At 56.0% G+C, this 23,255-nt stretch carries 22 protein-coding genes; 8 read left to right on the top strand and 14 right to left on the bottom strand.

All coding sequences use genetic code 11. The features are described from left to right. Positions 1–143 precede the first annotated feature (143 nt). Entirely contained in the window at positions 144–1,424 is a 1,281-nt protein-coding gene (locus tag KGZ89_00750) for an MFS transporter (protein MBS3973388.1), read from the top strand. Here the strand turns inward: KGZ89_00750 and hcp are convergent. Beyond that, positions 1,421–3,028 (bottom strand): hydroxylamine reductase, encoded by a 1,608-nt coding sequence (hcp, locus tag KGZ89_00755; protein MBS3973389.1) that lies wholly within the window; start codon positions 3,026–3,028, stop codon positions 1,421–1,423. The two genes, KGZ89_00750 and hcp, sit on opposite strands and share 4 nt — an antisense overlap. Positions 3,029–3,084: 56 nt before the next feature. Continuing rightward, complete coding sequence (locus KGZ89_00760; protein ID MBS3973390.1) at positions 3,085–3,471, bottom strand: ferredoxin; 387 nt, start codon at positions 3,469–3,471, stop codon at positions 3,085–3,087. Between the two features lie 133 nt (positions 3,472–3,604). On the opposite strand from KGZ89_00760, the gene KGZ89_00765 reads away from it, so the two are divergent. Continuing rightward, positions 3,605–4,312, top strand: a complete 708-nt coding sequence (locus tag KGZ89_00765) for a Crp/Fnr family transcriptional regulator (GenBank protein ID MBS3973391.1) — start codon at positions 3,605–3,607, stop codon at positions 4,310–4,312. A 5-nt stretch (positions 4,313–4,317) separates the two neighbouring features. Here the strand turns inward: KGZ89_00765 and KGZ89_00770 are convergent, their stop codons facing one another. Then, positions 4,318–5,235 carry a hypothetical protein gene (locus tag KGZ89_00770; protein ID MBS3973392.1) on the bottom strand — a complete coding sequence of 306 codons (918 nt, stop codon included), beginning with the start codon at positions 5,233–5,235 and terminating at the stop codon, positions 4,318–4,320. A 279-nt stretch (positions 5,236–5,514) separates the two neighbouring features. Between KGZ89_00770 and KGZ89_00775 the strand changes: the two genes are divergently transcribed. Beyond that, complete coding sequence (locus tag KGZ89_00775; protein ID MBS3973393.1) at positions 5,515–6,495, top strand: WYL domain-containing protein; 981 nt, start codon at positions 5,515–5,517, stop codon at positions 6,493–6,495. Continuing rightward, the gene (locus KGZ89_00780) at positions 6,495–7,457 is read left to right on the top strand and encodes a WYL domain-containing protein (GenBank protein MBS3973394.1); all 963 of its coding nucleotides are present in this window, start codon (positions 6,495–6,497) and stop codon (positions 7,455–7,457) included. The genes KGZ89_00775 and KGZ89_00780 overlap by 1 nt, the downstream gene beginning before the upstream one ends. Here KGZ89_00780 and KGZ89_00785 read toward each other — a convergent pair. The 3 genes from KGZ89_00785 to KGZ89_00795 form a co-directional block, all read right to left on the bottom strand. Next, positions 7,374–10,319 (bottom strand): DNA polymerase III subunit epsilon, encoded by a 2,946-nt coding sequence (locus tag KGZ89_00785; GenBank protein ID MBS3973395.1) that lies wholly within the window; start codon positions 10,317–10,319, stop codon positions 7,374–7,376. The two genes, KGZ89_00780 and KGZ89_00785, sit on opposite strands and share 84 nt — an antisense overlap. Before the next feature lie 204 nt (positions 10,320–10,523). Beyond that, positions 10,524–12,395, bottom strand: coding sequence for a ferrous iron transport protein B (gene feoB / locus KGZ89_00790; GenBank protein MBS3973396.1), 1,872 nt, complete (start codon positions 12,393–12,395; stop codon positions 10,524–10,526). Next, a complete protein-coding gene (locus tag KGZ89_00795; protein ID MBS3973397.1) occupies positions 12,352–12,675 on the bottom strand; it encodes a ferrous iron transport protein A in 324 nt (107 codons plus the stop codon). The genes feoB and KGZ89_00795 overlap by 44 nt, the downstream gene beginning before the upstream one ends. A gap of 205 nt (positions 12,676–12,880) precedes the next feature. On the opposite strand from KGZ89_00795, the gene KGZ89_00800 reads away from it, so the two are divergent. After that, complete coding sequence (locus KGZ89_00800; GenBank protein MBS3973398.1) at positions 12,881–14,380, top strand: PAS domain S-box protein; 1,500 nt, start codon at positions 12,881–12,883, stop codon at positions 14,378–14,380. 23 nt (positions 14,381–14,403) lie between these two features. Here KGZ89_00800 and KGZ89_00805 read toward each other — a convergent pair whose 3' ends face one another. Continuing rightward, positions 14,404–15,333 carry a D-alanine--D-alanine ligase gene (locus KGZ89_00805; protein MBS3973399.1) on the bottom strand — a complete coding sequence of 310 codons (930 nt, stop codon included), beginning with the start codon at positions 15,331–15,333 and terminating at the stop codon, positions 14,404–14,406. Between the two features lie 54 nt (positions 15,334–15,387). Beyond that, a complete protein-coding gene (locus KGZ89_00810) occupies positions 15,388–15,849 on the bottom strand; it encodes a hypothetical protein (GenBank protein ID MBS3973400.1) in 462 nt (153 codons plus the stop codon). A 122-nt stretch (positions 15,850–15,971) separates the two neighbouring features. Between KGZ89_00810 and KGZ89_00815 the strand changes: the two genes are divergently transcribed. From KGZ89_00815 to rlmN, 3 genes are read left to right on the top strand one after another with little or no spacing between them, the layout of a single operon-like run. Then, the gene (locus tag KGZ89_00815) at positions 15,972–17,192 is read left to right on the top strand and encodes a trypsin-like peptidase domain-containing protein (GenBank protein MBS3973401.1); all 1,221 of its coding nucleotides are present in this window, start codon (positions 15,972–15,974) and stop codon (positions 17,190–17,192) included. Between the two features lie 59 nt (positions 17,193–17,251). Further along, on the top strand, positions 17,252–17,761 hold the full coding sequence (locus tag KGZ89_00820; protein ID MBS3973402.1) for a rubrerythrin: 510 nt from the start codon (positions 17,252–17,254) through the stop codon (positions 17,759–17,761). Continuing rightward, a complete protein-coding gene (gene rlmN, locus KGZ89_00825; GenBank protein ID MBS3973403.1) occupies positions 17,762–18,832 on the top strand; it encodes a 23S rRNA (adenine(2503)-C(2))-methyltransferase RlmN in 1,071 nt (356 codons plus the stop codon). Between the two features lie 34 nt (positions 18,833–18,866). Here the strand turns inward: rlmN and KGZ89_00830 are convergent, their stop codons facing one another. The 6 genes from KGZ89_00830 to KGZ89_00855 all read right to left on the bottom strand — a co-directional run bounded on the left by KGZ89_00830 (position 18,867) and on the right by KGZ89_00855 (position 23,197). Next, the gene (locus KGZ89_00830) at positions 18,867–19,157 is read right to left on the bottom strand and encodes a YtxH domain-containing protein (GenBank protein MBS3973404.1); all 291 of its coding nucleotides are present in this window, start codon (positions 19,155–19,157) and stop codon (positions 18,867–18,869) included. Then, positions 19,158–20,030, bottom strand: coding sequence for a ParB/RepB/Spo0J family partition protein (locus tag KGZ89_00835; GenBank protein MBS3973405.1), 873 nt, complete (start codon positions 20,028–20,030; stop codon positions 19,158–19,160). It abuts the gene before it with no gap. Then, positions 20,020–20,784: a ParA family protein gene (locus KGZ89_00840; protein ID MBS3973406.1), complete on the bottom strand. Its 765-nt coding sequence runs from the start codon at positions 20,782–20,784 to the stop codon at positions 20,020–20,022. The genes KGZ89_00835 and KGZ89_00840 overlap by 11 nt, the downstream gene beginning before the upstream one ends. A 107-nt stretch (positions 20,785–20,891) precedes the next feature. Beyond that, the gene (gene rsmG, locus KGZ89_00845) at positions 20,892–21,620 is read right to left on the bottom strand and encodes a 16S rRNA (guanine(527)-N(7))-methyltransferase RsmG (GenBank protein ID MBS3973407.1); all 729 of its coding nucleotides are present in this window, start codon (positions 21,618–21,620) and stop codon (positions 20,892–20,894) included. Between the two features lie 123 nt (positions 21,621–21,743). Beyond that, positions 21,744–22,481 carry a KH domain-containing protein gene (locus KGZ89_00850; GenBank protein MBS3973408.1) on the bottom strand — a complete coding sequence of 246 codons (738 nt, stop codon included), beginning with the start codon at positions 22,479–22,481 and terminating at the stop codon, positions 21,744–21,746. After that, on the bottom strand, positions 22,478–23,197 hold the full coding sequence (locus KGZ89_00855; GenBank protein MBS3973409.1) for a YidC/Oxa1 family membrane protein insertase: 720 nt from the start codon (positions 23,195–23,197) through the stop codon (positions 22,478–22,480). The genes KGZ89_00850 and KGZ89_00855 overlap by 4 nt, the downstream gene beginning before the upstream one ends. Positions 23,198–23,255: the final 58 nt, after the last annotated feature.

Consider the following 23,255-nt stretch of genomic DNA (forward strand, 5'->3'; position numbering starts at 1 on the left):
GGTTCTCCATTACTCTTTGCGCTTTCCGTGACTTGCCAGACTCATACGCTCAACTCATATCCATATAACATATAATACTGCACACTAACCGGTCGTGCTGTTAAGCGCCGTCTCTCTGTATAAGCTGAATCAACAGGAGCCCTATGTTAAAACGCCTCCGCCGTTACAGGCCGATGCTCACGTTGGAGTGCGCCGTAATCGCTTCCGGCGCCGGGAACGGGATAGCAATTGTTGCAATTCCTTGGCTGGTGCTCGAGCGCACGGGTCAGCCAATGGCCGCGGGTATCGTGGGGGCTGCAACCGCACTGCCTTTGCTTCTCTCCAGCCTGCTGTCAGGGTCGCTGGTCGATATTTTCGGCAAGCGCCGAATCTCAATGCTCTCCGACATCATGTCGTCGCTCTCTGTAATATCGATTCCTCTCGTCGACCAATTTCTCGGCCTTGACCTGCCCCTAATCGTGACCTTGGTGGCCTTGGGCGCCATATTCGATCCGGCCGGGGCAACCGCGCGTGAGGCCATGGTCCCCGAAGCTGCCGAAAGCGCGGGCTGGACCCTTGAGCGCATGAACGGCTTTCACGAAGCGGCCTGGGGGCTAGCGTACATGATCGGCCCTGGGCTGGGCGGCCTGCTCATAGCGCTATTCGACGCTTCGACGACACTCTGGGCGACCTCACTGTGCTTCCTGGTCTCGACTGCGCTAATCAGTACGATAAAACTGCCGAATGTCGGCAAGCCGTCTCGTGCAGCTCGGCCGGAAAACGTATGGTCAGGGGCGCTCGATGGGATCAAGTTCGTCTGGAGTGACCGAACCTTACGCGCGATGCTGCTCGTCTCGATGGCGCTGGTCGCAATCTACATGCCGATGGAGGGAGTACTGCTTCCAGTTGTGTTCCAGGGCAAGGATGCTCCGCACTTGCTAGGCGGATTGATCATGGCGATAAGCGGCGGAGGAGTAGCGGGATCCTTGCTCTACGGAGCGATCGGGGCAAGGTTTTCGCGCTACCGCACTTTCGTTTTTTCTGTTGCGATGGCCAGTATCGGCGTATTCGGGATAGCCCTGCTGCCTAGCTACGCGCTGCTACTGCTTGCAGCGGTCTGCAGCGGCTTTTTCTGGGGTCCCGTTGGCCCGATGGTCAATATCGCGACACAAACCAGAACTCCACCTTCGCATCGGGGGAGAGTGCTTGGAGTCATGTTGTCGGGGCAATACGCGGCAGGTCCGATGGGCTATCTGCTCGCCGGACCTGCCATTCAGTGGCTCGGTATAAACCGCGCGTTCCTTCTCTTTGGCGCCTCGCTGCTTGTGGTCGCCGCAATCGTTCCTTTTCTCTCAGGGCTACGGCGGCTGGACCTACCCGGGCCTTACGAAGCCCAGATTGTAGCCACCGAACTGCGCCCGCCTGCCAGCGAAGGAATCGGCTAGCCGAGGATCTCGGCCAGATCGGCCTTCGCGCTCTCTCCAATCGGCCTGATGCCGAAGTTGTCGACGAGCACCTGCAGCACGTTGGGGGATATGAACGCAGGAAGTGTCGGCCCAAGACGAATGCCTGTAATGCCCAGATGCAGCAGGGTCAGCAGAATCGCCACCGCTTTTTGCTCATACCACGACAGAATCATCGAGAGCGGCAGGTCGTTGACTTCCATCTCAAACGCCTCGGCAAGCGCTACCGCGATCCGGATGGCGCTGTAGGCGTCGTTGCACTGGCCCACATCGAGGAGGCGCGGGATTCCGCCTATGTCGCCTAGCTGCTTGTCAAAGAACCTGAACTTGCCGCACGCCAACGTGAGGATAACCGTGTCCTTTGGGGCCTCTTCGACAAAGTCGGTATAGTAGTTTCTGCCCGGCTTGGCTCCATCGCACCCGCCAACGAGGAAGAAGTGCTTTATGGCACCATCCTTGACCGCCTGGATAACCGTTGGCGCAACTCCGAGCACGGTGTTTCTTCCGAACCCGACCATCACGCTTCCGCGATCCACATTCTCGGAAAACCCGGGCAACGATAGCGCCTTTTCCACAACCGCACCAAAATCCCCTTCGGCATGGGCCACTCCCGGAAAACGAACCGGCCCTGTCGTAAACAGACGATCCCGATAGGTGTCCTTTGGAGGCATCAGGCAGTTCGTCGTCATGAGGATCGACCCCGGGAAAGCCGCGAACTCACGATGCTGGTTTTGCCATGCGGTTCCGTAGTGTCCGAAGAAGTGCGGGTGCTTCTTGAGCTCAGGATAGGCGTGTGTGGGAAGCATCTCTCCATGGGTGTAGACGTCGACACCGGTCCCCGCCGTCTGCTCCAGGAGCAGCTCAAGATCGCGCAGATCGTGGCCGGAGATGAGTATGGCCTTGTTCGGCCGGTGACCAAGAGGCACCTGCGTCGGAACAGGATGGCCGTACTTTCCGGTGTTGCCTTCGTCCAGCAGCTCCATCGCTCGCAGGTTGACGGCTCCGCACTCAAGCGCCAGCGCAACCCATGCCTGCAGATCGAGTGAGCTGTCAGACAGCGCCGCAAGCACCTTGAACAGGTAGCTGTAGATCATCGAATCTTCCTGCCCCAGGCTAAGCGCATGATACGCGTAGGCGGCCACTCCCTTCGCGCCATAAAGAGTCGTCTGCTGCAGGGCTTGAACGTCCGCATCCCTGCCGATATCCCAAGGGCTTCCAAACTCGCCGCTTTGAGCAACCTTCCCTTCGATCGTTGGGGCCGGCGCGAAGCGCAGAAGCGCGCCCTCTTCCCCGGCCGGTACGCCGAGCGCATCTCTTAGCCTGACCGCCTCTTCTACCTGCCGAGCTATAGATTCCGCATCAAAATCAACATTGGTAAGCGTGGTGAACAGGGCACTCGCGACGAACCTGCCCTCCTCGGCAGTGTCAACGCCCCGGCCAGCCGCCGAAATCGCCGCCGAGGACAGGCCGCGCAATGCGTTGACAAGGAGATCCTGCAAGGCCGCAACCTCTCCGTTTTTGCCGCACACGCCAACGGTGCTGCACCCAATACTCCTTGCCGTCTGCTCACATTGATTACAAAACATCACATACCACCTTTCTTCTACCACGCCGATAACTGACTAAAACGAACTATCGAGGCCTAGCCGTGAATAAGTGCGGGTAGACATCTAGTACATACCCAAGTGGAATTTCCACCGGTCCTGACAGGCAACAACGGACGGTCGTCCTCGGAGGTGCCGCACGAAAAACAATGCTGGGCGATGTAGTTCGCCATCTTCTCGGCGATGATGACCTCCGCCGCGCTATGGTCGAAAGGCACGCTCTCCCTGGCCTCCAGCGTCAGGGCGCCCGTCGGGCAAACACCCAGGCAGAATCCGGCGCCATCACACAACTCCTCGCGCAGCACCTTCGCCTTGCCGTCGACGATCGCGATCGCCCCTTCGGCGCACGGCCCTACACACTGTCCGCACCCGTTACACAGGGCTTCGTCGATCTTTACTATCTGTCGTACAACCTTCTCGCCCATACCCGGTCCTTCCCGAGATCGTTTACTATTAGACGCACCGAGCATAGATTGCCGAGAAACCCCTTGTCTTTGACGCTGGTCAATTTCTGCGAATACCTTATGCCCCTGATGGTGCTCCGGGAGAGGAGTAGAAGTGTCTGAGGCTTTTCGCGCCGACGTGCGCGCAGCACTGCGGTCTTGCCGCCTGTGGCATGGAGCTAGCGACAGCGCCGTCGAGAGTCTGCTGCAAAGCGCAACCGTCAACGACCTCCCCCGTGGATCGACATTGGTCAGAGAAGGCGACCCCGCCAAAAGGTTCGGTGTTCTTGTTTCGGGTAAGGCTCGCGTTTACCACCTCTCGATCGATGGGAGACGCACCGACCTCGAGACAATAAGTTCCGGCCAGCCCATAGCCGCCCTCGCCGCCTTGGCCGGCGGCCGCTATCCGGCACATATCGAAACAACTACCCCCGCAAGCGTGGCGTGGCTACCCAGGGAGGCGCTCTTTGACCTCCTGGAAAGTGAGCCTCAGGCCGCCCGAACTATGGTGACCCACCTCGCCACGAGGCTAGTTCAAGTCACCTCTCTCATGCAGTCGCTATCCCTCGATGTCCCCTCGCGGCTGGCAAGTCACCTTTTCCATGAAGCGCTCTCGACCGGAAAGCCGTCCGCCCGAGGCCTCGAAATCAGCCTCGGGATGAGAAAAGGCGACCTTGCCTCGGCGCTAGGAACCGTGCCGGAGACGCTTTCTCGCGCTTTTTCGCGACTGAAAGAAGAGGGCATCATCGCCGTCGATGGCAGACTGATCACGATTCTGGACGTCCGTGCGCTGGCCGAGCGCGGCAGTGGTCTGCGCGGATGAAGCGGTTACCTCACAACCCTGTTTAGCGCCTCGTCCGCCCGTGTCGCCTCATCCCGCGCCTCAAAATATACGGCCGTGGCCGGCCCAGCCAAGCGCTCGTAGGCGCCGGCAATAGCAATTTCCGGCGTTTCCGGTAGCGCCTCGAGCTGTTTTATGACCTCTTTTTCATCGGCGTTGAACCTTGTCGATAGCGCGTTGGCTTCACGCGTTCTTCCGGCAAGGAACGCCACGTCCGCTTGCGCGGAGATGCCGACAAGGGCGATCTTACTCTCCGTATATTTCACAAATCCCGCGATCCCGGCGTCCGGAAACGCGCTTGCACCAGCCTGAAGATCAGCGAGCGCCAACTTGAGCCTCTCGCTTGCTTGGGCGTTGAGTCGCTGTGATTCGCCAACCGATGCCCGGGTCAACTTGTTGTACTCCTCTATTGCCCTGTCGGCGAGCTTTTCGCCCTCTAAGAGGTGATCCCAGCCAGCTCTGACATGCCTCAATGCTTCGGCGGCCAATACATTTACCGGCAAAATCTCGGCTGCCGCATCCAACATCTTGATCCTGGCCCTTGCAGAATCAGCAAGCGCCCTGGCCTCGGCGGCACTCTCTTCGGGCAGATCGGGAAGCGCCTGGTCGATAAGTTCCTGGGCTCGCTTTAAATCCGAAATCGCAACCGGAGCCGCTGACGCCGCTTCGCTTGCCGATACGCCCAGCTCCGGCGTGATTTCGCCTCTCACGACTTCGTCAACGTCGATGACAACGGCATCCGCTCTCCGAACCAGCTCGGTCGCCTCGGAAAGACGCTCAAGCGCCGTGGCTCTGCTGGTCATCTCCTGATATACATATATTCCAGCCAACACTGCCGCCACCACAGCAAATACGACTCCCGCGATGATCCACGTGGTTCGCTTCGCTCTTACTTTAGTCGCCATTGCCGCCTCCAGGTGATCTTTGGCCCGAGTTCATAAACAATCTGTACCATTAAATATACAAAAACTTCTTTCTTTTGTAGAAATATTGGCACGGCTGTTGCTAAACTATTTGTAGAGCATGGCGACCCGCCCTCTCCTCCCCCCCCTCAGGGGCGGATCCCGCCGGCTCCACTAGAACGAGGCGCGTTCCCCCACGCGCCTCGTTTAATTTTTAGGTAGCAGAAAAGTCGCACCACGCAGCTATCGGCTACAATCATGCCATGTCGAAAGGACCTTGTCTTGATCGGGCCCGTTGAACGGATAATCAACCTGGCTCTGCTTCTGGCCGAAACGAGCACTCCTGTGTCGGCCGAGCAGATTCGCGACCAAGTCAACGGCTATCCACCCGCCTCGGAACAGGACGACAGCGCATTCAAGCGAATGTTCGAGCGGGACAAAGAGCGGCTCGCGCAAATAGGCCTGGCCCTTGTTGCCGATGACAAAGGCCTCTACCACCTTGACCCGGCCACATTCGTATCCCCGGTATCGCTCGCCGAAGAGGAGCGCGTGCTCTTGCGCGACGTTCTGTTAGCGCTCTCCAAAGACTTCACATTCCCGTTCGCCGATGAGCTGCCATTTGCCCTCTCCAAAATCAACATGCGCGAGCCCGCGGAGGTTGCGCTATCGATTCAAACGGCCGAGGGCGCCGAGGACTCTCACTCACCAGCCGTGGGAAAACTGGTGGATGCCGCCTTCCGGAACAAGCGTATCTCTTTCGCCTACAGAAGTCCCGGTGGCACTACAGCCCGTCGCGAGGGCGAGCCCTACGGAGTGTTTGCCCTGCGGGGGCAGTGGTATCTGGTGGCTAACGACATCTCTCTGAAAGAGACTCGGACCTACCTGATCTCCAGAATGTCATCGCTTGCCGTCAACTCGACTCGCCCAAAGTCTCCTGATTTCTCAGTGCCCGATGGCTTCCGTGTCTCGGACCACATAAAGCATCCATTCCAGATCGGCGAAGAGAGCTTTGTGGCGAAGATTCTCTTTTCCGCGGCAAGAGCTTCGATGGTCGAATCGCTGACAGCCGGGACGGGCAAGTTGCAACGACGTCCGGACGGCGGCGCCTCGTGGCGCATTAGCGCGAGAAACTCCGAAGAGCTCACCCGGTGGGTGGTCGCAAATGGTCCCGGAGTCACGCTTGTTTCTCCGCCCGAATTGGCACGCACGCTCGAGGGCAAGGTGCGACGAATATCTCAAATGCACAGAGAGCCCGTCGGGTAATGCCCGAGAATATCGAAGAAAGAACGCGCCGCCTCCTGCTTTTGCTGCAGGCGATGAGGCCCAATACCAGAACTCCCCTCTCCGAGTTCGCGCGTCTGACCGGCACTCCCCGAGACGAGCTGGTAAGCGACTTGCAGCTGCTGTCGATGTGTGCGGCAGATCAGCGAGATCCAACCAGCTTCATTCCGGTGTTGATCGACAACGATCATGTGGAGGTCTTCGGCCACCTGCCCGCACTGGACAAGCCCGTTCGCTTTTCGATCTCCGAGGCGCGCGCGGTCATCGCCGCAATGAGGGTCGCCGGCGTACCGGCCGACAGCGAGCTGCATCGCAAGATCTCGCTGGCTGCAGGGAGTCCCGATGTTGCCCCGGAAGAAATCGAGCGGCGCCTGCACGCTTCGTCTTCGCTAGTCTCGGTCAGCCCATATCTCAGTTCACTGGCATTCGCCGCCAAGCATCGCCGAGTCGTGCACATGGCCTATCGCCGAGCCTCGAGCCTCTCCGCTACAAACAAAAACGTTGAGCCTCTCGCACTGATGCACGAAAAAGACGTTTGGTACGTTTTCGCCTACTGCCAAAGTTCGCTTGAGGTGAAAACGTATCGGCTGGATCGCATTGAGAGCCTGGAGGTTACAGAGGCGTCTTTTGAGCCCCGAGCCTTCGATCTGCCGAGTTCAGCCCTCCCCCTCGAAGAGCTTCCTGTCGCGCGCGTCCGTTTTGGCCCTGACGAAAAAATCGCCGAGCGGGAGTGGCCCGGCATTCGCGTCGGCACTACCGAGAAAGATGGATCACGCATCGCCGAGATTCCCTATGCGGGCAGCAGCTGGCTTGCACAGCAAATCGTGGCGTGTCTCGGCGGCGCTGAGGCGCTCTCGCCGTCAGAACTGCGGGAAGCGGTCGCTGATCTCGCCGGCGAGCTTATCGGCGGAGACGACCCTGGCTTCGCTGACGGGCAGCACTGAGAGAAACCCTCGTCCGTAGCTCTTGTGCAACACCCGAGTGTCCGCGATGACGAGACAGCCGATGTCCGTGCTCGATCGTATCAGACGGCCCGCCGCCTGTTTCAGCTCAATGACGGCATCGGGCAAATCGTACTTGCGCCAGGAGATGTTGCCCTCCCGACGGTTCCGCTCTGCGGCAAGTGGGCTGTCGGGCCTTGCAAACGGCAGCTTGGGCACGACTACGGCTCTCAGGGTGTCGCCCTTCGCATCGAAGCCCTCCCAGAAGGATTTGGTCGCGAAGAGAGACGATCGATTGTCAGCGATAAACTCATCTCTCAGGCGCTTCGTTGATGCTCCTCTGCTTTGGATGAGAAGTGGAAGCCCTTCGGCCTGAAGTCTGGGGGCTACCTCCTGGTAGAGGGATTCCATCTGTTTTCTGTTGGTAAAGAGAGTCAGAACGGACCCTCCCATCACGACATGAACTTCATAGAGCAGCTCCGAGAGTGCTTTCAGATATCCGGGCTCATTGGGCATCGGCATGTCTTTCGGGACGAAAACGGCCATCTGCTTTTCCAGATCATAGCCCGACTTCAGTTGCGTCTCGGTGTGCTTTTCACCTGATCCTCGATCAAGCCCGACTTTCTGCGCGAAGTGCGAGAAATCATCGCCAATGGCCAACGTTGCGCTAGTGAAGACCGCTGTCCTGACGCTGGGCAAGAAGTTCTCCGCAAGAACGTCTGCCACATTCAGCAGCGCAGCGCACAGCTTCTCGGCCACCACCTTACGTCTGTGATCAAACTCCATGTAGTAGACGTATTCATCGTTATCAGCATTCAGAACCATCTCAAGAGTCTGGGCCTGAGAGGCCAGGCGCATAAGCAATCCGGCCAGATCAGCAACGGCGTCGGTGTGACTCATCTCAGTCTCTTCGAGCAGTCTGATCAGAAAGCGCCCTCGCTCAACGATCTCCGCGAGGCGCTTATGTAAAGCAAAGCCCCTCTCCGAGATGGCTCGCCACCTCTCGCCAGCGCGGAATCCCTCATCGAGCCATATCTCGCGCCTGTTGTAAGTGGTGTCAGCGCTACCCGCTTCAACCTCCTTGAAGAGGCCGAAAAACATCTCCGCCGCCTCGGTCCCAACTCTGACCTTCTCCTCTATAACTGCCAGCTCGGCGAGTATTTTAACCGCGTCCTCCGGGTCGCCAGAGCGCGTCTTGCGTCGAACGCCTCCCAGCACGCCTCCTCCCGCCGAGGTATGCAGAGCCGTCAAAATCCCATTGACCTCGGCGTGTGAGGCCTCGAAGGTAAACTGCCGCCTGGCCTCTGATTCAACGGAGTGGGCTTCGTCTATGATCCAGTGTCTGAGCGGAGGCAGTATTCCTCCGGAAGCCGCCGTGTCACGGAAGAGTAGCGCGTGGTTGGTCACAACTATATGCGCCGAGAAAGCTCGCCGGCGCGCCCCATGAAGGTAGCAACCGGAAAAGTGGCGACAGTTTTTTCGCGTGCACTCGCTCAACGAGGCAGCAAACTCTGTTCTGCCTGCGCGAGGCCAGTGCAGATTGATTCCATCCAGATCCCCCGCGGCGCTTTGCACAACCCAGGCGATCAGCGCAGCCTGTCTGACCAAATCCTGCTCTGTCTTTTCCCGAGAGCTCGCCAAGGCGATCTCGAGCTTACGCAAGCAAAGGTAGTGATCGTATCCCTTGAGCGACGCGAAGCGGAATCCCTCCCCCAGGCCTCGATTCAACCTGGGCAGCTCGTTATAGATGAGCTGGTTGAGAAGGGAGTTTGTCTTGGTCGCCACGCCGACTCCAACGCCATTTAGCATGGCAAAGTGCGCCGCGGGGATGAGATACGCCAGGGACTTTCCAACGCCGGTGCCCGCCTCTATAAGAGCGTGCCGTTCCGAGGCAAACGCATCGAGCACCGCTGTTGCCATGTCGACCTGCTCCGCACGATACTCAAAGCACTCGAAAGTCCTTCCTGCCAACCCCTCGAGCTCGAATTCCGCACAAACTGCTTCGGCGGACGGCGCCCGGCACTCAAGCTCCTCGGCGTCGACGAGCGCCTTCGCCTTATACGCCAGCGCTCGCCTCTGACGCTCGAGCTTCAAGTCGAAATGGGCTGCTTGTTGGTCGAACGCAACCTGGGAAATCACCGAGCGAAGCGGCCACTCAACCGAGGGATCCATCTGCGCTATCTTTTGACTTACCGCTCTCGGCAGGGCATCGATCGCGCAGAGCATGATTCGCCACAAGTACGCGAGGGCTTCGACATCATCGGTGGCGCGATGATTTGGCCTGGGAGCGTCGAAGCACTCCGCCAGATCGCCCAGGCGATGACTTCGAAGCCTTGGCAGCGCGATCTGGGCGAGCTGGACGGAGTCAATCCAGGCTCCCTTGAAGGCGTTTTTCTCGGCAACGCGGAGCAGAAAGTCGCGATCGAAAGCGACGTTGTGCGCAACGATGTCCCTGCCGGCGACAAAGCTGGCAAGCTCGCGAACAGCGGTTGCTGGATCAGGGGCGCCCTTTAGTTGCGACGACTCGATTCCTGTCAGTGCCGTGATTTCAGGGGGTACCAAAACTCCCGGATCGACCAGCGTGTGAAAACTGCCGAGAACCTCGGTCCCCCTGGTCGCCAAGGCGGCGATTTCGATGAGGCGGTCCTTCTGTGGCTCGACACCGGTCGTTTCAACATCGACGAACACCAGCTCGGCCTCGAACCCAAACACCGACTCGCGGGCGGTGTTCGACAGCTGGGCATAGAGCTCCGCGATGTCCGCGTCAGTGCCTGGCACCAGCCACCTGGAGATGCTATCGGCCAACGCCGAAGCCTCGGCGTCTACACCCGCGCCGCGCTCATCTTTAGGTGTTTCATCAGCCAAGGACTGGTCTCCTCCAGTGAAGACGTCGACCTGGTGATGTTATACCTTTTGCGTCGGTCTTTGGAAGGGAGTCTCGTGTCGGGACTTACACGACGCACAAGAACCACTGCACCCTTTGACCGCAACCTTGTTGCATCGGGGGCAGCGAAGCGCGCCTGCCGATAGGGGCATCTTGCACGCCTCGCACTGTGGGTAAGTGGACATCTACAAAACCCCGATCACCCTGGCCACAAGGCCACCTACAAGAAACGCGATTCCCACGGAGCCCACGAACAAACCTGCCATATATGCGACTCCCCGCTCCTTGAGAATCACCATCGCGCTGGCGATGCATGGAACAAACAAGGTAATGGTGATCATCGATACGAGAAGTTGGGCCGGTGACAGCTCCATCATGAAGAACCCCGCGGCACCAAAGTCGCGACGCACAAATCCCATGACGAAGGCGGTCGCCGCTTCCGCCGGCAGCCCGAGCCATCCGACCGTCAACGGAGTTGCGGCCTGCTTGATCCAGGTAAGGGCGTTAGTGACATAAAGTACCGATATTGCCAGCGCGCCGATCACAAAAAAGAGCGTAACCTCTTTCATGAAGTGCCAAACTTTTGTGACCGTCTTGCGCAGTACGTTGTCAATCCGGGGCAGCCTGAGCGAGGGAATATCGATAAGAAGGTCAGTAGTCACCCCCGGAGTCAATCGGGCAAGGATGGTTCCTACCCCCACAAAGATCGCAAGCAGCACCGCGAAGTAGGCTGCCGCGTAAACCGGCCCGGTTCCGGCCATCAACGCTGCGATCACCGCAATCTGCGCAGAGCACGGTATGGCAATCGCCATGAGGGCGGTAGCTATGAACCGCTCCCGCTTGGATCCTAGTATGCGTGTAGTCAAAGTCCCCATCGTCACGCACCCAAAGCCGAGAATGATGGGGATGACCGCGCGCCCATTGAGGCCAAGACTTGAAAGTGATCTGTCGGCCAAGGCCGCTATCCTCGGCAGGTAACCAGAGTCCTCCAGAAGTCCAAGAAGCAGGTAGAAACCTGTGACAAGCGGAAAAATCACCCCTATGAGATACGTTGGGGTCATGGTGAGAACGCCGAATTCGCCGGCCAGAATCGTATAGGCTACGGATCCCTCGGCGAATACAGAGCCTGTGGCTCCTCGCACAAGCGGCTCAAAGTGAGCGATCATCAGCTCCTCTTCGAGCACACCGACGATTCCACCTGCCACCCATTCGCCGAGGACTTTATACATGCCCCACAGCAGCAGCAGCAATATCGGTATGCCTGTCGCGGGGTGCATCATCGCACGCGAAAGGTAGGCGGCGACCGATCGTTTTTCGCCCGTTTCCGTTCTCACGTGTCCGACGATATCGTTGACGCGCTGACGCCTGCGCAAGTAGAAATCATCACGGCGATCGGAAGGATCCACACCATGCCGAGCAGCGACAGCCTCATCGCCCTCAAGCACGAGGAGCGCCTCGGCCTGTGACCCAACGCGCGAAATCATAAGCACGGCATGCTCCTCAATGTGAGGATCGGCATGGCCGATTCGCGCCTGCCCAACAGCGGCTTTCAACTCCTCTATCCCCTTGCCCTCGACGGCCACCGTTTCTATTACCGGCACGCCGAGAAGGTCTTCCAGCAAGTCCCTGTCGAGCACGACGCCTCGCGAACGAGCCTCGTCCGTCATGTTGAGGGCGACGACCATGCGCTTGCCCATATCTATAAGGTGCAGCGTCAGGAAGAGATCCCGCTCCGGATGGACGGCGTCAACGACGTTGATGACGATATCCGCGTCCATGATGATGTCTCGCGCCACGCGTTCTTCGTCGTTGAAACTGGATACCCCGTACACTCCCGGCGTGTCGATGAGATCCCGCTCTCCAAAGACTCCACGAGTGAGCTCGACGGTCGTGCCGGGATAATTCGAAACATCGACATACGTGCCGGTTAAGGCATTAAAAACCACCGACTTGCCAACATTTGGATTACCGGCCAATACAACGGTTTCTACCCCTTCGCGAACAACGGGAGAGTTATGAGGATGCCCGTGAGTCAACTTTGATCTCCCTCCCGCCATTTATCGGGTGCTTCCTGATGCTGATTTTTTTTGCAAGAGCACGCCCGAGTGCAATCTCTTGAAGTCCATGCCTCAAAACGATTGGGCCGGCAGGAATCCTGGTGACACAACTTACCATCGCACCTCCGCAAATGCCCAGGCGCATAGTCTGAGTCCTGACGTCACGGTCATTAACCTCAACCACCTCCGCCAGCTCCCCTGAGCAAAGTTGATCCAGGGTAACTACGGTAGAGCTGCCTTGTCCGTCAGGCGCTTCGTTCCCGGTGCTGTTCTTGGCCATCGAGTGTCCCCTCCAGAACATAATTAGTACCTACTAATTTCACTACAATGGGTATACTACTCCTCTATAATTTACTGTGTCAAGGGGCTATCTTTTCTCCTCTCGGCTCACCGCTTGTCCTGAAGCGTATTGACCAAATGTTTCAAGACGCCGATATTTGCATAAGCCCTCCTTCAAAGGAGTCGCCCTGAAAAAACGAATGGACATGCGCTCGATTTACTACAGGCTCCTGCCGAAGTCTTTGGCCTCACGGCTGACGTTATCTGTTCTGGTTACCGTCTTGGCCATACTCGTCATCACCGTCGGTGCCTATCGCGTTGCCGCCTTACTACACCTCACGCCCTCACTCAAACTACTTGGATACGGCCCCCTTCTCGCGGGAACATCCGAGTTGGCATTTTTGTTCACCCTGTTTGTCACGGTATCGCTCAGCACCATAGCGGGACTGTTCATCGCAAAGGAGATCGGCCGATCGATAGCGGCTGTTTCCGGAAAAATGCGGGAACAGGCCGCCTCGGCCTCATCTGGCATTTCTTTTACTCCGCTACCGGCTTCCGAGCACCTTCCATTTGAGCTTCGCGAGATCGTCGGGGCTTTCAATCTTATGATGTCCTCCATCGAATCACGCGACAGGAGACTCAACGACGCGCTTCTTCAAGCAACTGAGGCCAAGGCAGCGCTAGAGAAGGCCTTCGCCCACTCCCTGGATGGCACTATCTTGCTGCACGAAGGCCGCATCCGGCTCGTAAACCCAAGCGCGATAGCCCACTTTGCGCTATCGACAAAGGACTTGCTGGGCAGCAACTTGCGAGACGCCCTGACCCACGCCTCCTTTACTAACGAACACCAACAGCCCATTTCGCTTGACGACATGTTTTCAGGGGCAACAAAAACCGAGTCGCTCATCGGCGTCTCCACACCCGAAAGATCAATTCGTTGGCTCAAGGTAACTGCTCTTGAGGGCGAACCAGGAGGTGACCTCTTTTTCCTTGGCTCGCATGACGTAACCGAGTCTCACCGCCTTGCCAGCCTGCGCTCGAAGACAATATCCATCGTCTCGCACGATATGAAAGCTCCGCTTACAACTATCGCTGGATATCTTGATATCTTGTCCAAGGAGTGCACATCTTCTAACTCGATTAAGGCGATCGAATCTTCAAAGAACTCGATATCGGTCATGACGCGCCTTGCCGAGGACATTCTGTCAACCACCCTCGTAAAAGACACGCTCGCTCCTGCCGAGATGCTTCCGGTTGATCTATCGCTTCTTCTAAAAGATGTCTGCCTTTCACTGAACCACCCCCCTTCTCACGCGATTACATGCGAGGCTCCTCCTGGCGCCGTGGTCCTGGGAGATAGCCTCCGGCTACGCCAGGCGATTACAAACCTGATCATCAACGCCAAGAAATATTCGCCAGAGGGAAGTCTGGTAACAGCGACGGCCACGTGTGCTGATGGAATGCTGCACGTTGATGTAGAGGACGAGGGGCCTGGCGTGCCCGAAGAGGACCGCGACGTCATCTTCCAAAGATTTATACGACTGGTCGATGGGGATACGGCAGGGCAAGGCATAGGGCTCGGTCTTTATATCGCTCGCACAATAATAGAAGCCCATGGCGGAACGCTCATTGCAAGCGCAGGATCCCGCGCCGGAGGATCGCTCTTCCGCATTTCGTTACCGGAAGTACTGGGCTGCCAGGATTAAACTTTCTCAACTTCGGGCGCGGGCTAGTCTTCCTTGCCCTCAAGCGCGAGCTCAATCAAGTTTGCGCACAGTTGCGGAAATTCGATCCCCGCGGCACGAGCTGCGTCTGGGTAAAGACTCGTGGAGGTCATTCCGGGGATCGTGTTGGTCTCAAGTACAAATACCTGTCCTTCAGTCGTAACGATCATGTCTGCCCTGGACATTCCCTTGCAGCCAAACAGCCGATGAACCTCGATGGCCAACCTCTGACACTCGGCATCTGCCTCGCTGCTGATCCTGGCAGGAACAATATGTCGACTTAGTCCGGGGACGTACTTGGACTCATAATCAAAAAATTCATGTTCGGACACTATCTCAAGCGTAGGCAAGGCTTTTGGCTCGTCGTTTCCGAGCACCCCCACTGTCACTTCCGTACCGGACACAAATCCCTCAACGAGAACACGGTCGTCAAAAAGAAAGGCCCGCTCAACAGCTGCAGAGAGTTCGTCCGGCTCGTGCGAGATGGTTATCCCAATGGCCGAGCCCTCGTTAGCCGGCTTTACCACAGTCTTTACGCCCAAGGCTTCGGATATGGCAACGACATCAACTGGCTCGTCTCGCCGCAGGGCCAAAAAATCAGCCGTCGGGATGTTTGCTTGCTTCAGTAGCTGCTTGGAAATCACCTTGTCCATAGCCAGCGCACTGGCAAGGACACCAGATCCCACATACGGCACCCCAAGCAACTCCAGAAGTCCTTGGACTGTGCCGTCCTCGCCAAATCTACCGTGCAAGCAAATGAAAACGACATCAGGAGCTTCCGAGAGAATCTGGTCGATGAAATCTCGATCCGCCGCATCTATCTCGGCAACCCGAAATCCCGCAGCAGCCAGGCCCGCAGCAACCTGGGCGCCAGTATTTAGCGACACCTCTCTTTCGGCGGAAAGACCGCCCTTTAGCACCGCTACTTTCGGCATGTCTCTGCTCTCTGGTGGTTCACAGCCTTCATCTCGACCCCTTATCGGAACTCCCTACGCCAAACTCAACTTCCAGATGTCTATCAATAGCAAAGCGGCAAACCAGATAGCCGTGCCAACAGCGGTAATCGTGGCAGACTTCAGCAGCGACAAGAAAAATGAGCTGCGTCTGCTCTCTGAAGAGCTTTTGCGTGATAGCACCCAGGCCAGCAGTGTGGCCACCGGTGTAATCGCCACAAGAGCCAGCCCCGAGGCAATAATGACAGGGTATTGCTCATCGTGTATCGAGGGAACCCCCGGATTCCTGGTTAGCACCCATGTTGTCACGCCAACAAAGATCAGCCAAAAAAGTAATTGGATAAGGAAGACCCATGACGAAACGCTTTCCCTCTGGCCGCTGCCCTGAGGCTGCGTCTCTGGTGATAGCTGTTCGTTGCCTTGAGGCTGCGCTTCCGGCGGTGCCTGAGCACTGCCCTGAGGCTGCGTCTCTGGTGATAGCTGTTCGTTGCTGCTCATTGCGCTCCTGTTGTGCAAGCTGGATCCGTTGATAGATTTTGTCAAGTTCACACCACTAACACAATTAGCCTTTATGATGGGTAAAGTCATTATAAACAGCACGCTACCGCTGAGGTGACCAAATGCAAGATAATTCCAACGCTGGAGTTGACGTTCCGCCCCTTAGCCCGGATATTTTGAGCCAAGAACCAAAGCCGCCCGGCAGCCCTAAGTCTGTCAAAACCATTGTTCTCATATCCTTGGCCGTTGGCCTTCTCGCCGGCAGCATAACCGGAGTCGCAACCGGAGCAGCTAGTGCTTGGTCCTATTTGCAATACGCAGAGGACAGGGCCGCCGAGAAGCCAATTGAGCCCCTATCAACTCCTACTGAGCCTGTGGTTCAGGCTGCAGCCAAAGCCGTCAACAGCGTAGTGAACATTGATGTCTCCGGCTCGGCAGAGGGTTCTGCAGAAAATCTGCCCGAAGGGCACCCTCTTACTCCACGAAGAGGCACCGGCTCCGGAGTAGCTTTCAGGAGCGGCTCCGAAGGTGGCACTCTAATACTGACAAACGCACATGTAATCGGTGAGGCTGATCGGATCGTTGTCACCGATATAGAACGCAAGCGCCATGAGGGAGAGCTCATTGGCGCCGATCCGGAAACCGACATTGCGGTGATATGGATTCCGGCGGACCTGTCGCCCATCGAAATTGCCGGCCCGGAGGCTCTGGACGTGGGACAGCTTGTTGTCGCAATCGGCTCTCCTTTCGGCCTGACTCACTCGGTTAGCTCTGGTGTGATTTCCGCAATCGGCCGCTCCATCATCGAGCCGGTTTCAGGAAGCCCGAGTACGTATCCCCTGGTCGATGTGATCCAAACCGATGCTGCAATCAATCCTGGAAACTCGGGGGGGGCGCTTGTTGATCGGCGCGGACGCCTCATCGGGATCAACACTGCGATATTCACCGAGTCCGGAGCAAACGATGGTATCGGCTTTGCCATTCCCGTTTCTAATGCGATTCGCATAGCCGATCAACTCATCGAAACCGGCACGGTGCAACACCCCTTCCTCGGCATCGTTGGCCAAAGTGTGGATGAAGATTTAGCGGCTGCCGAAGATCTCCCCGCAAAAGAGGGCGCCCTGATAGTGGAAGTGACAGAGGGTAGCTCTGCCGAAAAGGCCGGCCTTAGGCCAGACGACTTGGTCGTAAGCCTAAACGACGACCCCGTTCTGTCCATGGACGATCTTATACTGCTAGTTCGGCGTCATAGCGTTGGAGATGAGGTTACCCTTGGGCTTTACAGAAATGGGCGGATGATCGAGGTGCCCATGGAAGTGGGCATTAAGCCAGCAGACCTGTAATTTGGTTACTTTGTCCATCTTGAGCATTGCCTCAAGATCCTGCGAAGGGAGAGTTGATTATGGTTGAAACCACACGATGTAAAGGCTGCGGATACTTTCATGTCGGCCCTGTTCCCGATGCGTGCCCTGTTTGTGGAGCACCTGCTTCTTTGTTTGCCGAATACAGCGGACCAGGCGATCTTACGGGAACCAAAACGCTCGCGAATCTCGAAGCGGCATTTGCCGGTGAGTCTCAAGCGAACAGGATGTACTCCCTCTTCCATAGGATTGCTGAACTCGAAGAGGCTCCCGCCTCTGCTCTTGATGCCTTCGCAAGGGCCATGAGAGAAGAGACAGCCCACGCCCTTGGACACCTGGCCTACATGGGTAAGTTTGGTAGCACTCGGGATAACCTGAAAACCGCTGCTGCTGGCGAGGATTATGAGTGCCAAGACATGTACCCTGGGTTTGCCGAGATCGCCGAGGCCGAAGGCTTCCCTGATATTGCCTTTTACTTCCGCTCAGTAGGCCGCTACGAAAAAGAGCACCGCGATGAGTACAAAAATGCTCTGGAGGAGCTAGGCGCATAGATGACTCCGAGTGCGGAAGAAAGTGGAATCAAGGCGCTTGACCTTGATGGGCTCAAGCGCCTTGTTCGTGCCGCGAAGCACGAAGATTATCGATCGCAGCAGCTGACCGAGTGGCTCTACCAACATGCGGTCAGCTCCTATGATGAAATGGGCAATCTGCCAAAGTCCCTTCGCGAGTTTCTGAAAGCGCACGCCCCTTTGAGCGCCCCGAAGCTCATTTCCCGCCAAATTTCCTCGGCAGACGGTACGAGAAAGTACCTCTTTGCCCTGGGAGCTGGTGCTTTTGTTGAAAGCGTTGGCCTGCCGAGCAAAGACCGGCTGACTGTCTGCTTCTCCACTCAGATTGGCTGCCGTTTGGGCTGCACTTTTTGTGCGACTGGCCTGCACGGCTTTGTCCGCGATCTTCTGCCCGGAGAGATGGTGGATCAGGTAAATCTCGTCGCTCGCGACTTCAGGTCGAGAGCGACAAACGCCGTGGCGATGGGCCAAGGCGAGCCTTTCGCCAACTATGCTCACACTATGGCCGCTCTTCGCATTCTGAACAGCCCTGCCGGCCCTGGCATCGGCGCAAGACACATTACGGTCTCAACGTGCGGGCTACTTGAGGGAATACGTAAGTTTGCCAAAGAGCCTGAGCAGTTTACGCTAGCCGTGTCGCTGCACTCTGCGGTTCAAAGCACAAGGAACCGGCTGATGCCTGGAGTCAGAAATCAGCCCCTCCTCGCACTTCGCTCTGAACTAACAAACTATATAGCGGTATCCGGAAGGCGCCCCACTCTTGAGTTTGCGCTCCTTCAAGGAGTCAACGATACTACTTATGAACTTGAGTCCCTGATAGACTTCTCTACCGAACTGGCGTGTCACATAAACCTCATTCCGGCCAATCCGGTACCTGGCGGCCCCTATCGTCCGAGTCCAGGCAATAGAGTTTCTGCTATCGAAAGTGCCCTCAAAAAAGCCGGCATCCAAGTATCCGTGCGCACTGAAAGGGGTGCTGATATCGATGCAGCTTGCGGCCAGCTAAAAGGGCAACACGAAACTCGACCTCACCACCGAAGGCTTCCCGAGTAGTTTGATAGCGCCGTGGGCATTCCGTTTAGGCAGGCTAGCGCTCAACCTGGAAGCGACTCAGGCCTTCGCGCAGTTCACGAATCTTCTCCCAGGCAACTTCTTCCTCCCTGCCTAGAAAATGCTCCATCCGCCTGCCCACCACTTCAGCGATATTTTCTGCCTGGGCAGCTAAGATGCGCGCCCTCTCAATAGTGTAGGCCGCCTCATCGGCAATTTTCTTTCTGGCAATTGCGCCACTGACTGGCGCCAAAAGCAGTCCTGCAACAAAGCCGACTACCAAACCTGTAGCGGCTCCCGCAATAAAAAAATCGCTTCTTCGAGACATCTAAGCCTCCCTTTGCGTATGTCCCTCTAGGTCGCTGTTGATAATGTGAAATATGCGCTCGAGATCTTCCTCCCCGTGAAACTCTATTTCAAGCCTACTACGACCCGAACTCTGCTTTATACGAACACCTGTTCCCAGAACTCTTCTCAGTCTTCGCGCTACAACCTTGTAAAGTTTTGGCATGACGGGCCTGGTGGACTTCTCCCCCCTCCCCGCAGCATAAAGCCTTGCGAGGTTCTCTGTCTCTCTAACCGAAAGCCCCTCGGCTAACACCTTTTCCGCCAATCTGATTCTAAGTTGCTCGTCAGGAATGGACAGTATTGCCCGGGCGTGTCCTGCCGACACCTTGCCTGCATATACCAGCTCTTGAACCTCTTCGGGTAAGTCGAGCAGCCTTAGAGCATTTGTGACAGCCGATCGCGACTTGCTAACTTTATTTGCTAGCTCCGCCTGGGTCATTTGATGCTCTGTCAGCAGCCTTCGGTAGCCCCTGGCCTCCTCGATCGCATTTAGATCTTCCCTCTGCAAGTTCTCAATAAGCGCAATTTCAAGAGATTCGCCATCACTGACGCCAAGGACTCGAACCGGAACTTTTTCCAATTCAGCCGCACGAGCCGCACGCCAGCGCCTTTCACCGGCGACTATCTGATAGCCCTCACCGAACGGGCGAACGATTATGGGCTGCAGCACACCGACCTTTTTGATCGAATCTGTAAGCTCAAGAAGGCTTTCCTCGTCGATTTCAGTGCGAGGTTGATCCGGATTTCTATAAATCTGAGAGATCGGCACTAGATGCTCTTCCTGTGAAGGTTCTTGAGCGATGCTGGGAATTATTGCCGAAAGACCGCGGCCCAATCCTCGCCTATTCGACACGAGACACCACCTCCTTAGCTAGAGATCTGTACGCTTCGGCGCCCTTACCCGACGGGTCATATTGTGTAATCGGCAGGCCAAAACTCGGGGCCTCAGACAATCTAACTGTTCTTGGGATCAGGGTCTCAAATACCTTACCGTCGAAGTGTTGTCTAACTTCATCTACTACCTGCTGGGAAAGTCTCGTCCGAGAATCGTACATAGTCATGACCACACCAAATATCTCGAGATTAGCGTTTAGGTGTGTTTTTACGAGTCGCACGCTATCCATAAGCTTGGCAAGACCCTCGAGGGCATAATACTCACACTGTATCGGAATTATCAGTCCTGTAGCAGCCGTCAAGGCATTGACAGTCAGTAATCCTAGCGACGGAGGGCAATCAATAATGACAAAGTCAAATGATGAAATAGCTGGTGCAAGGATGTTCCTCAGACGATTCTCGCGGCTGAGCGCTGAAACCAGCTCGATTTCAGCTCCAGCTAGCTGTATCGTCGCAGGCACTACGAACACATGTTCGTTTTGCGTCGACTCTATTATATCTTCAAGCGCCGTATCGCCAAGGAGCACGTCATAGACGCACTTCTGGCGCTGACCATTGCTCATCCCAAACCCAGATGTAGCATTCGCCTGAGGATCCAGGTCTATAAGAAGCGTGCGCTTCCCATTTTCCCCGAGGCAGGCTGCCAGGTTCACCGCTGTCGTGCTCTTCCCCACGCCCCCCTTTTGATTTACCACAGCCAAAACTAGCTGCAGGGGGGAGCCCTCTATTCTTTGAGTTGAAACCACTTCTTCACCTACCATCTCATGAGACACTCAAGCCCCCTGAGAATACAATATTCTGTGTCGAACTCAAAGGAATTTTACCTACCAAGTGGCCTGGTTTGGGCCCTCCCCGACCGCCTGGGTAAAGGAATTGAGGGCGGACCTACCTTTTTAAATATCCATATCTCACGGCACTCAGAACCCAGGGGCAGCGTGTAAGCATGTCTACTCTGAAACGACATTCCGCACTGAGGCGCGGCCCGCATTGCCTCGTCAATCTCTGCACTTTGAGTTCTACCCTTCATTGCATACAACTCACCGCCTTCCACCAGTAGTGGGGCCGATAGCTCAACGAGTGCCACCAAAGCTGCTACAGCCCTGGCGGTTACGATCTCCATACCGCCGGCAATGTCGCAGGCCTCTTCGGCTCTTAGGTTGAGTGCCACAGCACGCGACAAGTCAAGTCTTTGGATCTCCTGAGTAAGAAAGCGATGTTTCTTGTTGTTGGACTCCAACATCGTTACATCCAGCCAGGGGCAAGCTATCGCAATTGCCATCCCCGGATACCCTGCGCCCGAACCAATGTCCATGAGCCGATTTTGGTAATTTTTGATATATGGAACTACGCATAGCGAGTCTACGATGTGCAATCGTATTGCATCCCGCGGCTCAGTTATTGCGGTCAAATTAGTCCTGCTGTTGTGTTTCAATACTGCACCAAGGTGGGAGAGCAGATCGCTTTCCTGCGAGGGCTCCAGCTGGAGGCCTATAGCCGATATGCACTCACGGAGATAATCTGTGTCGGAGGAAGCTTGCTGATGTTTCACGTGAAACATTCTCCTAAAGCCTTACTGTTGTCTGATATCCAAGGATACATGATTTTTGGCAAAACTACTTAAAGCAGCAAGGGCGCCCACGGGCGCCCTTGCTGGTATTCGTCTAGCTACTTACTATTTGTTTATAACCGAAACACACCTGTTCGGCTCCTGGCCCTCACTTACCGTAACAACACGCCTGTCGTCCTTTAGTACAAGATGAACTATTCTTCGCTCATAGCTCGACATTGGGCGCAGTCTCACCGTTCCCCGTGACTTTACCGCTTTTTCTGCAGCACGCCTGGCAATGGACTCAAGCTTTTCCCGAAGCCTGTTCCTATAACCCTCAACATCAACCACCACAGCATGGCGAAAGCCCAGCTTTTGATTGGTTGCCGCTCCAACAAGAACCTGCAGAGCCTCGAGTGTTCTTCCATGTCTGCCGATTAGTATTCCCAGATCATCGCCCACGATATCCAAAATTATCTCGCCATCATCACCTTCGTACTCATCAATCTCCGCCGCTATTCCGAAGCCGCTCAAAATTCCCTGAATGATTGCCACGGCCTCGTCAGCTACCTTATCCAGATCTTCCGCAGAAAGCCCGTTTTCGGATAAAGGGGTGGTGGTTTCCCCGTCTGCGCCGACGACAATCTCCCGTACGGCCGCTCTGGCCTCCTCGATCTCCCGATAAAAAGACTCCTTGATCCAGACTCGCACCTTACTCGGTCCAGCAGTGCCAATGGCAAACCCTTCGTCGGATCCCCCGACTACCTCGAATTGAACAGCATCCTGCTGTACCCCCAGAGACTCAAGGGCAATTTCCAGCGCCGCGTCTACCGATGAACCCTCGGTTATAATCTCTCTTTTCATAAATTTTTCTCCTTTGAGCGTGTAAGGACCTTAAGGGTAATCTGCTGCTGGGCAATTCCTATAATTGCTGAAGTCACCCAGTATAGAAGTACACCGGCAGGGCTTATCCAGCCAAAGTACAGCATCATTACAGCCATAAACATTCCTATTTGCTTTTGCTGTTTTTCTCCTGGAGCAAGCTGTATGGGGAGCCAAACACTCAGACCGAAGAGCACTACCAGGGCTATGTAGGGGAGAGTGGCGACAAGGCCATCACTAGCAAACACTGCTGCTGGCGTGACTGTTATATCCTCAATTAGTACCGAAAACCTCTTGGCGACGACGCTTTCGGCAGGCTCAAGTGCCTGAAGATGCCTGAGCAAATGCCCTGGGTTTTCTGGGGTGCCTCCCAAAACCTGAAAAAGCGCAAGGAAAACCGGCATCTGCAGAAGTATCGGCATACATCCGCCGAAGGGATTGATTTTGTTCTCTTGGTAGAACTTTAGAGTTTCTTCTTGTAGCTTTTCCTTATCGTTCTTGTACTTTTTCTGCAGTTCTTTGATCTTGGGTTGAATTCCTTGTAGCTCATGCATAGATCGGGTTTGTTTGACGATGAGTGGTGCAAGGACGATTCTTATAACAACGGTCAGCAGAACAATTGCCCACCCATAATCACCAGTAATAGAAAATAGATACTGTAACCCATCAAAAATAATATCTTTAAATGCTAGCCACACTTTTATGTAACCTCCAAACTTGGTCCACGCAGCGACAGATGCCTCGTGCCACTACGAC

It is taken from the genome of Actinomycetota bacterium (assembly GCA_018334075.1).
In the GTDB taxonomy this organism is placed as follows: Bacteria; Actinomycetota; Coriobacteriia; order Anaerosomatales; family UBA912; genus JAGXSC01.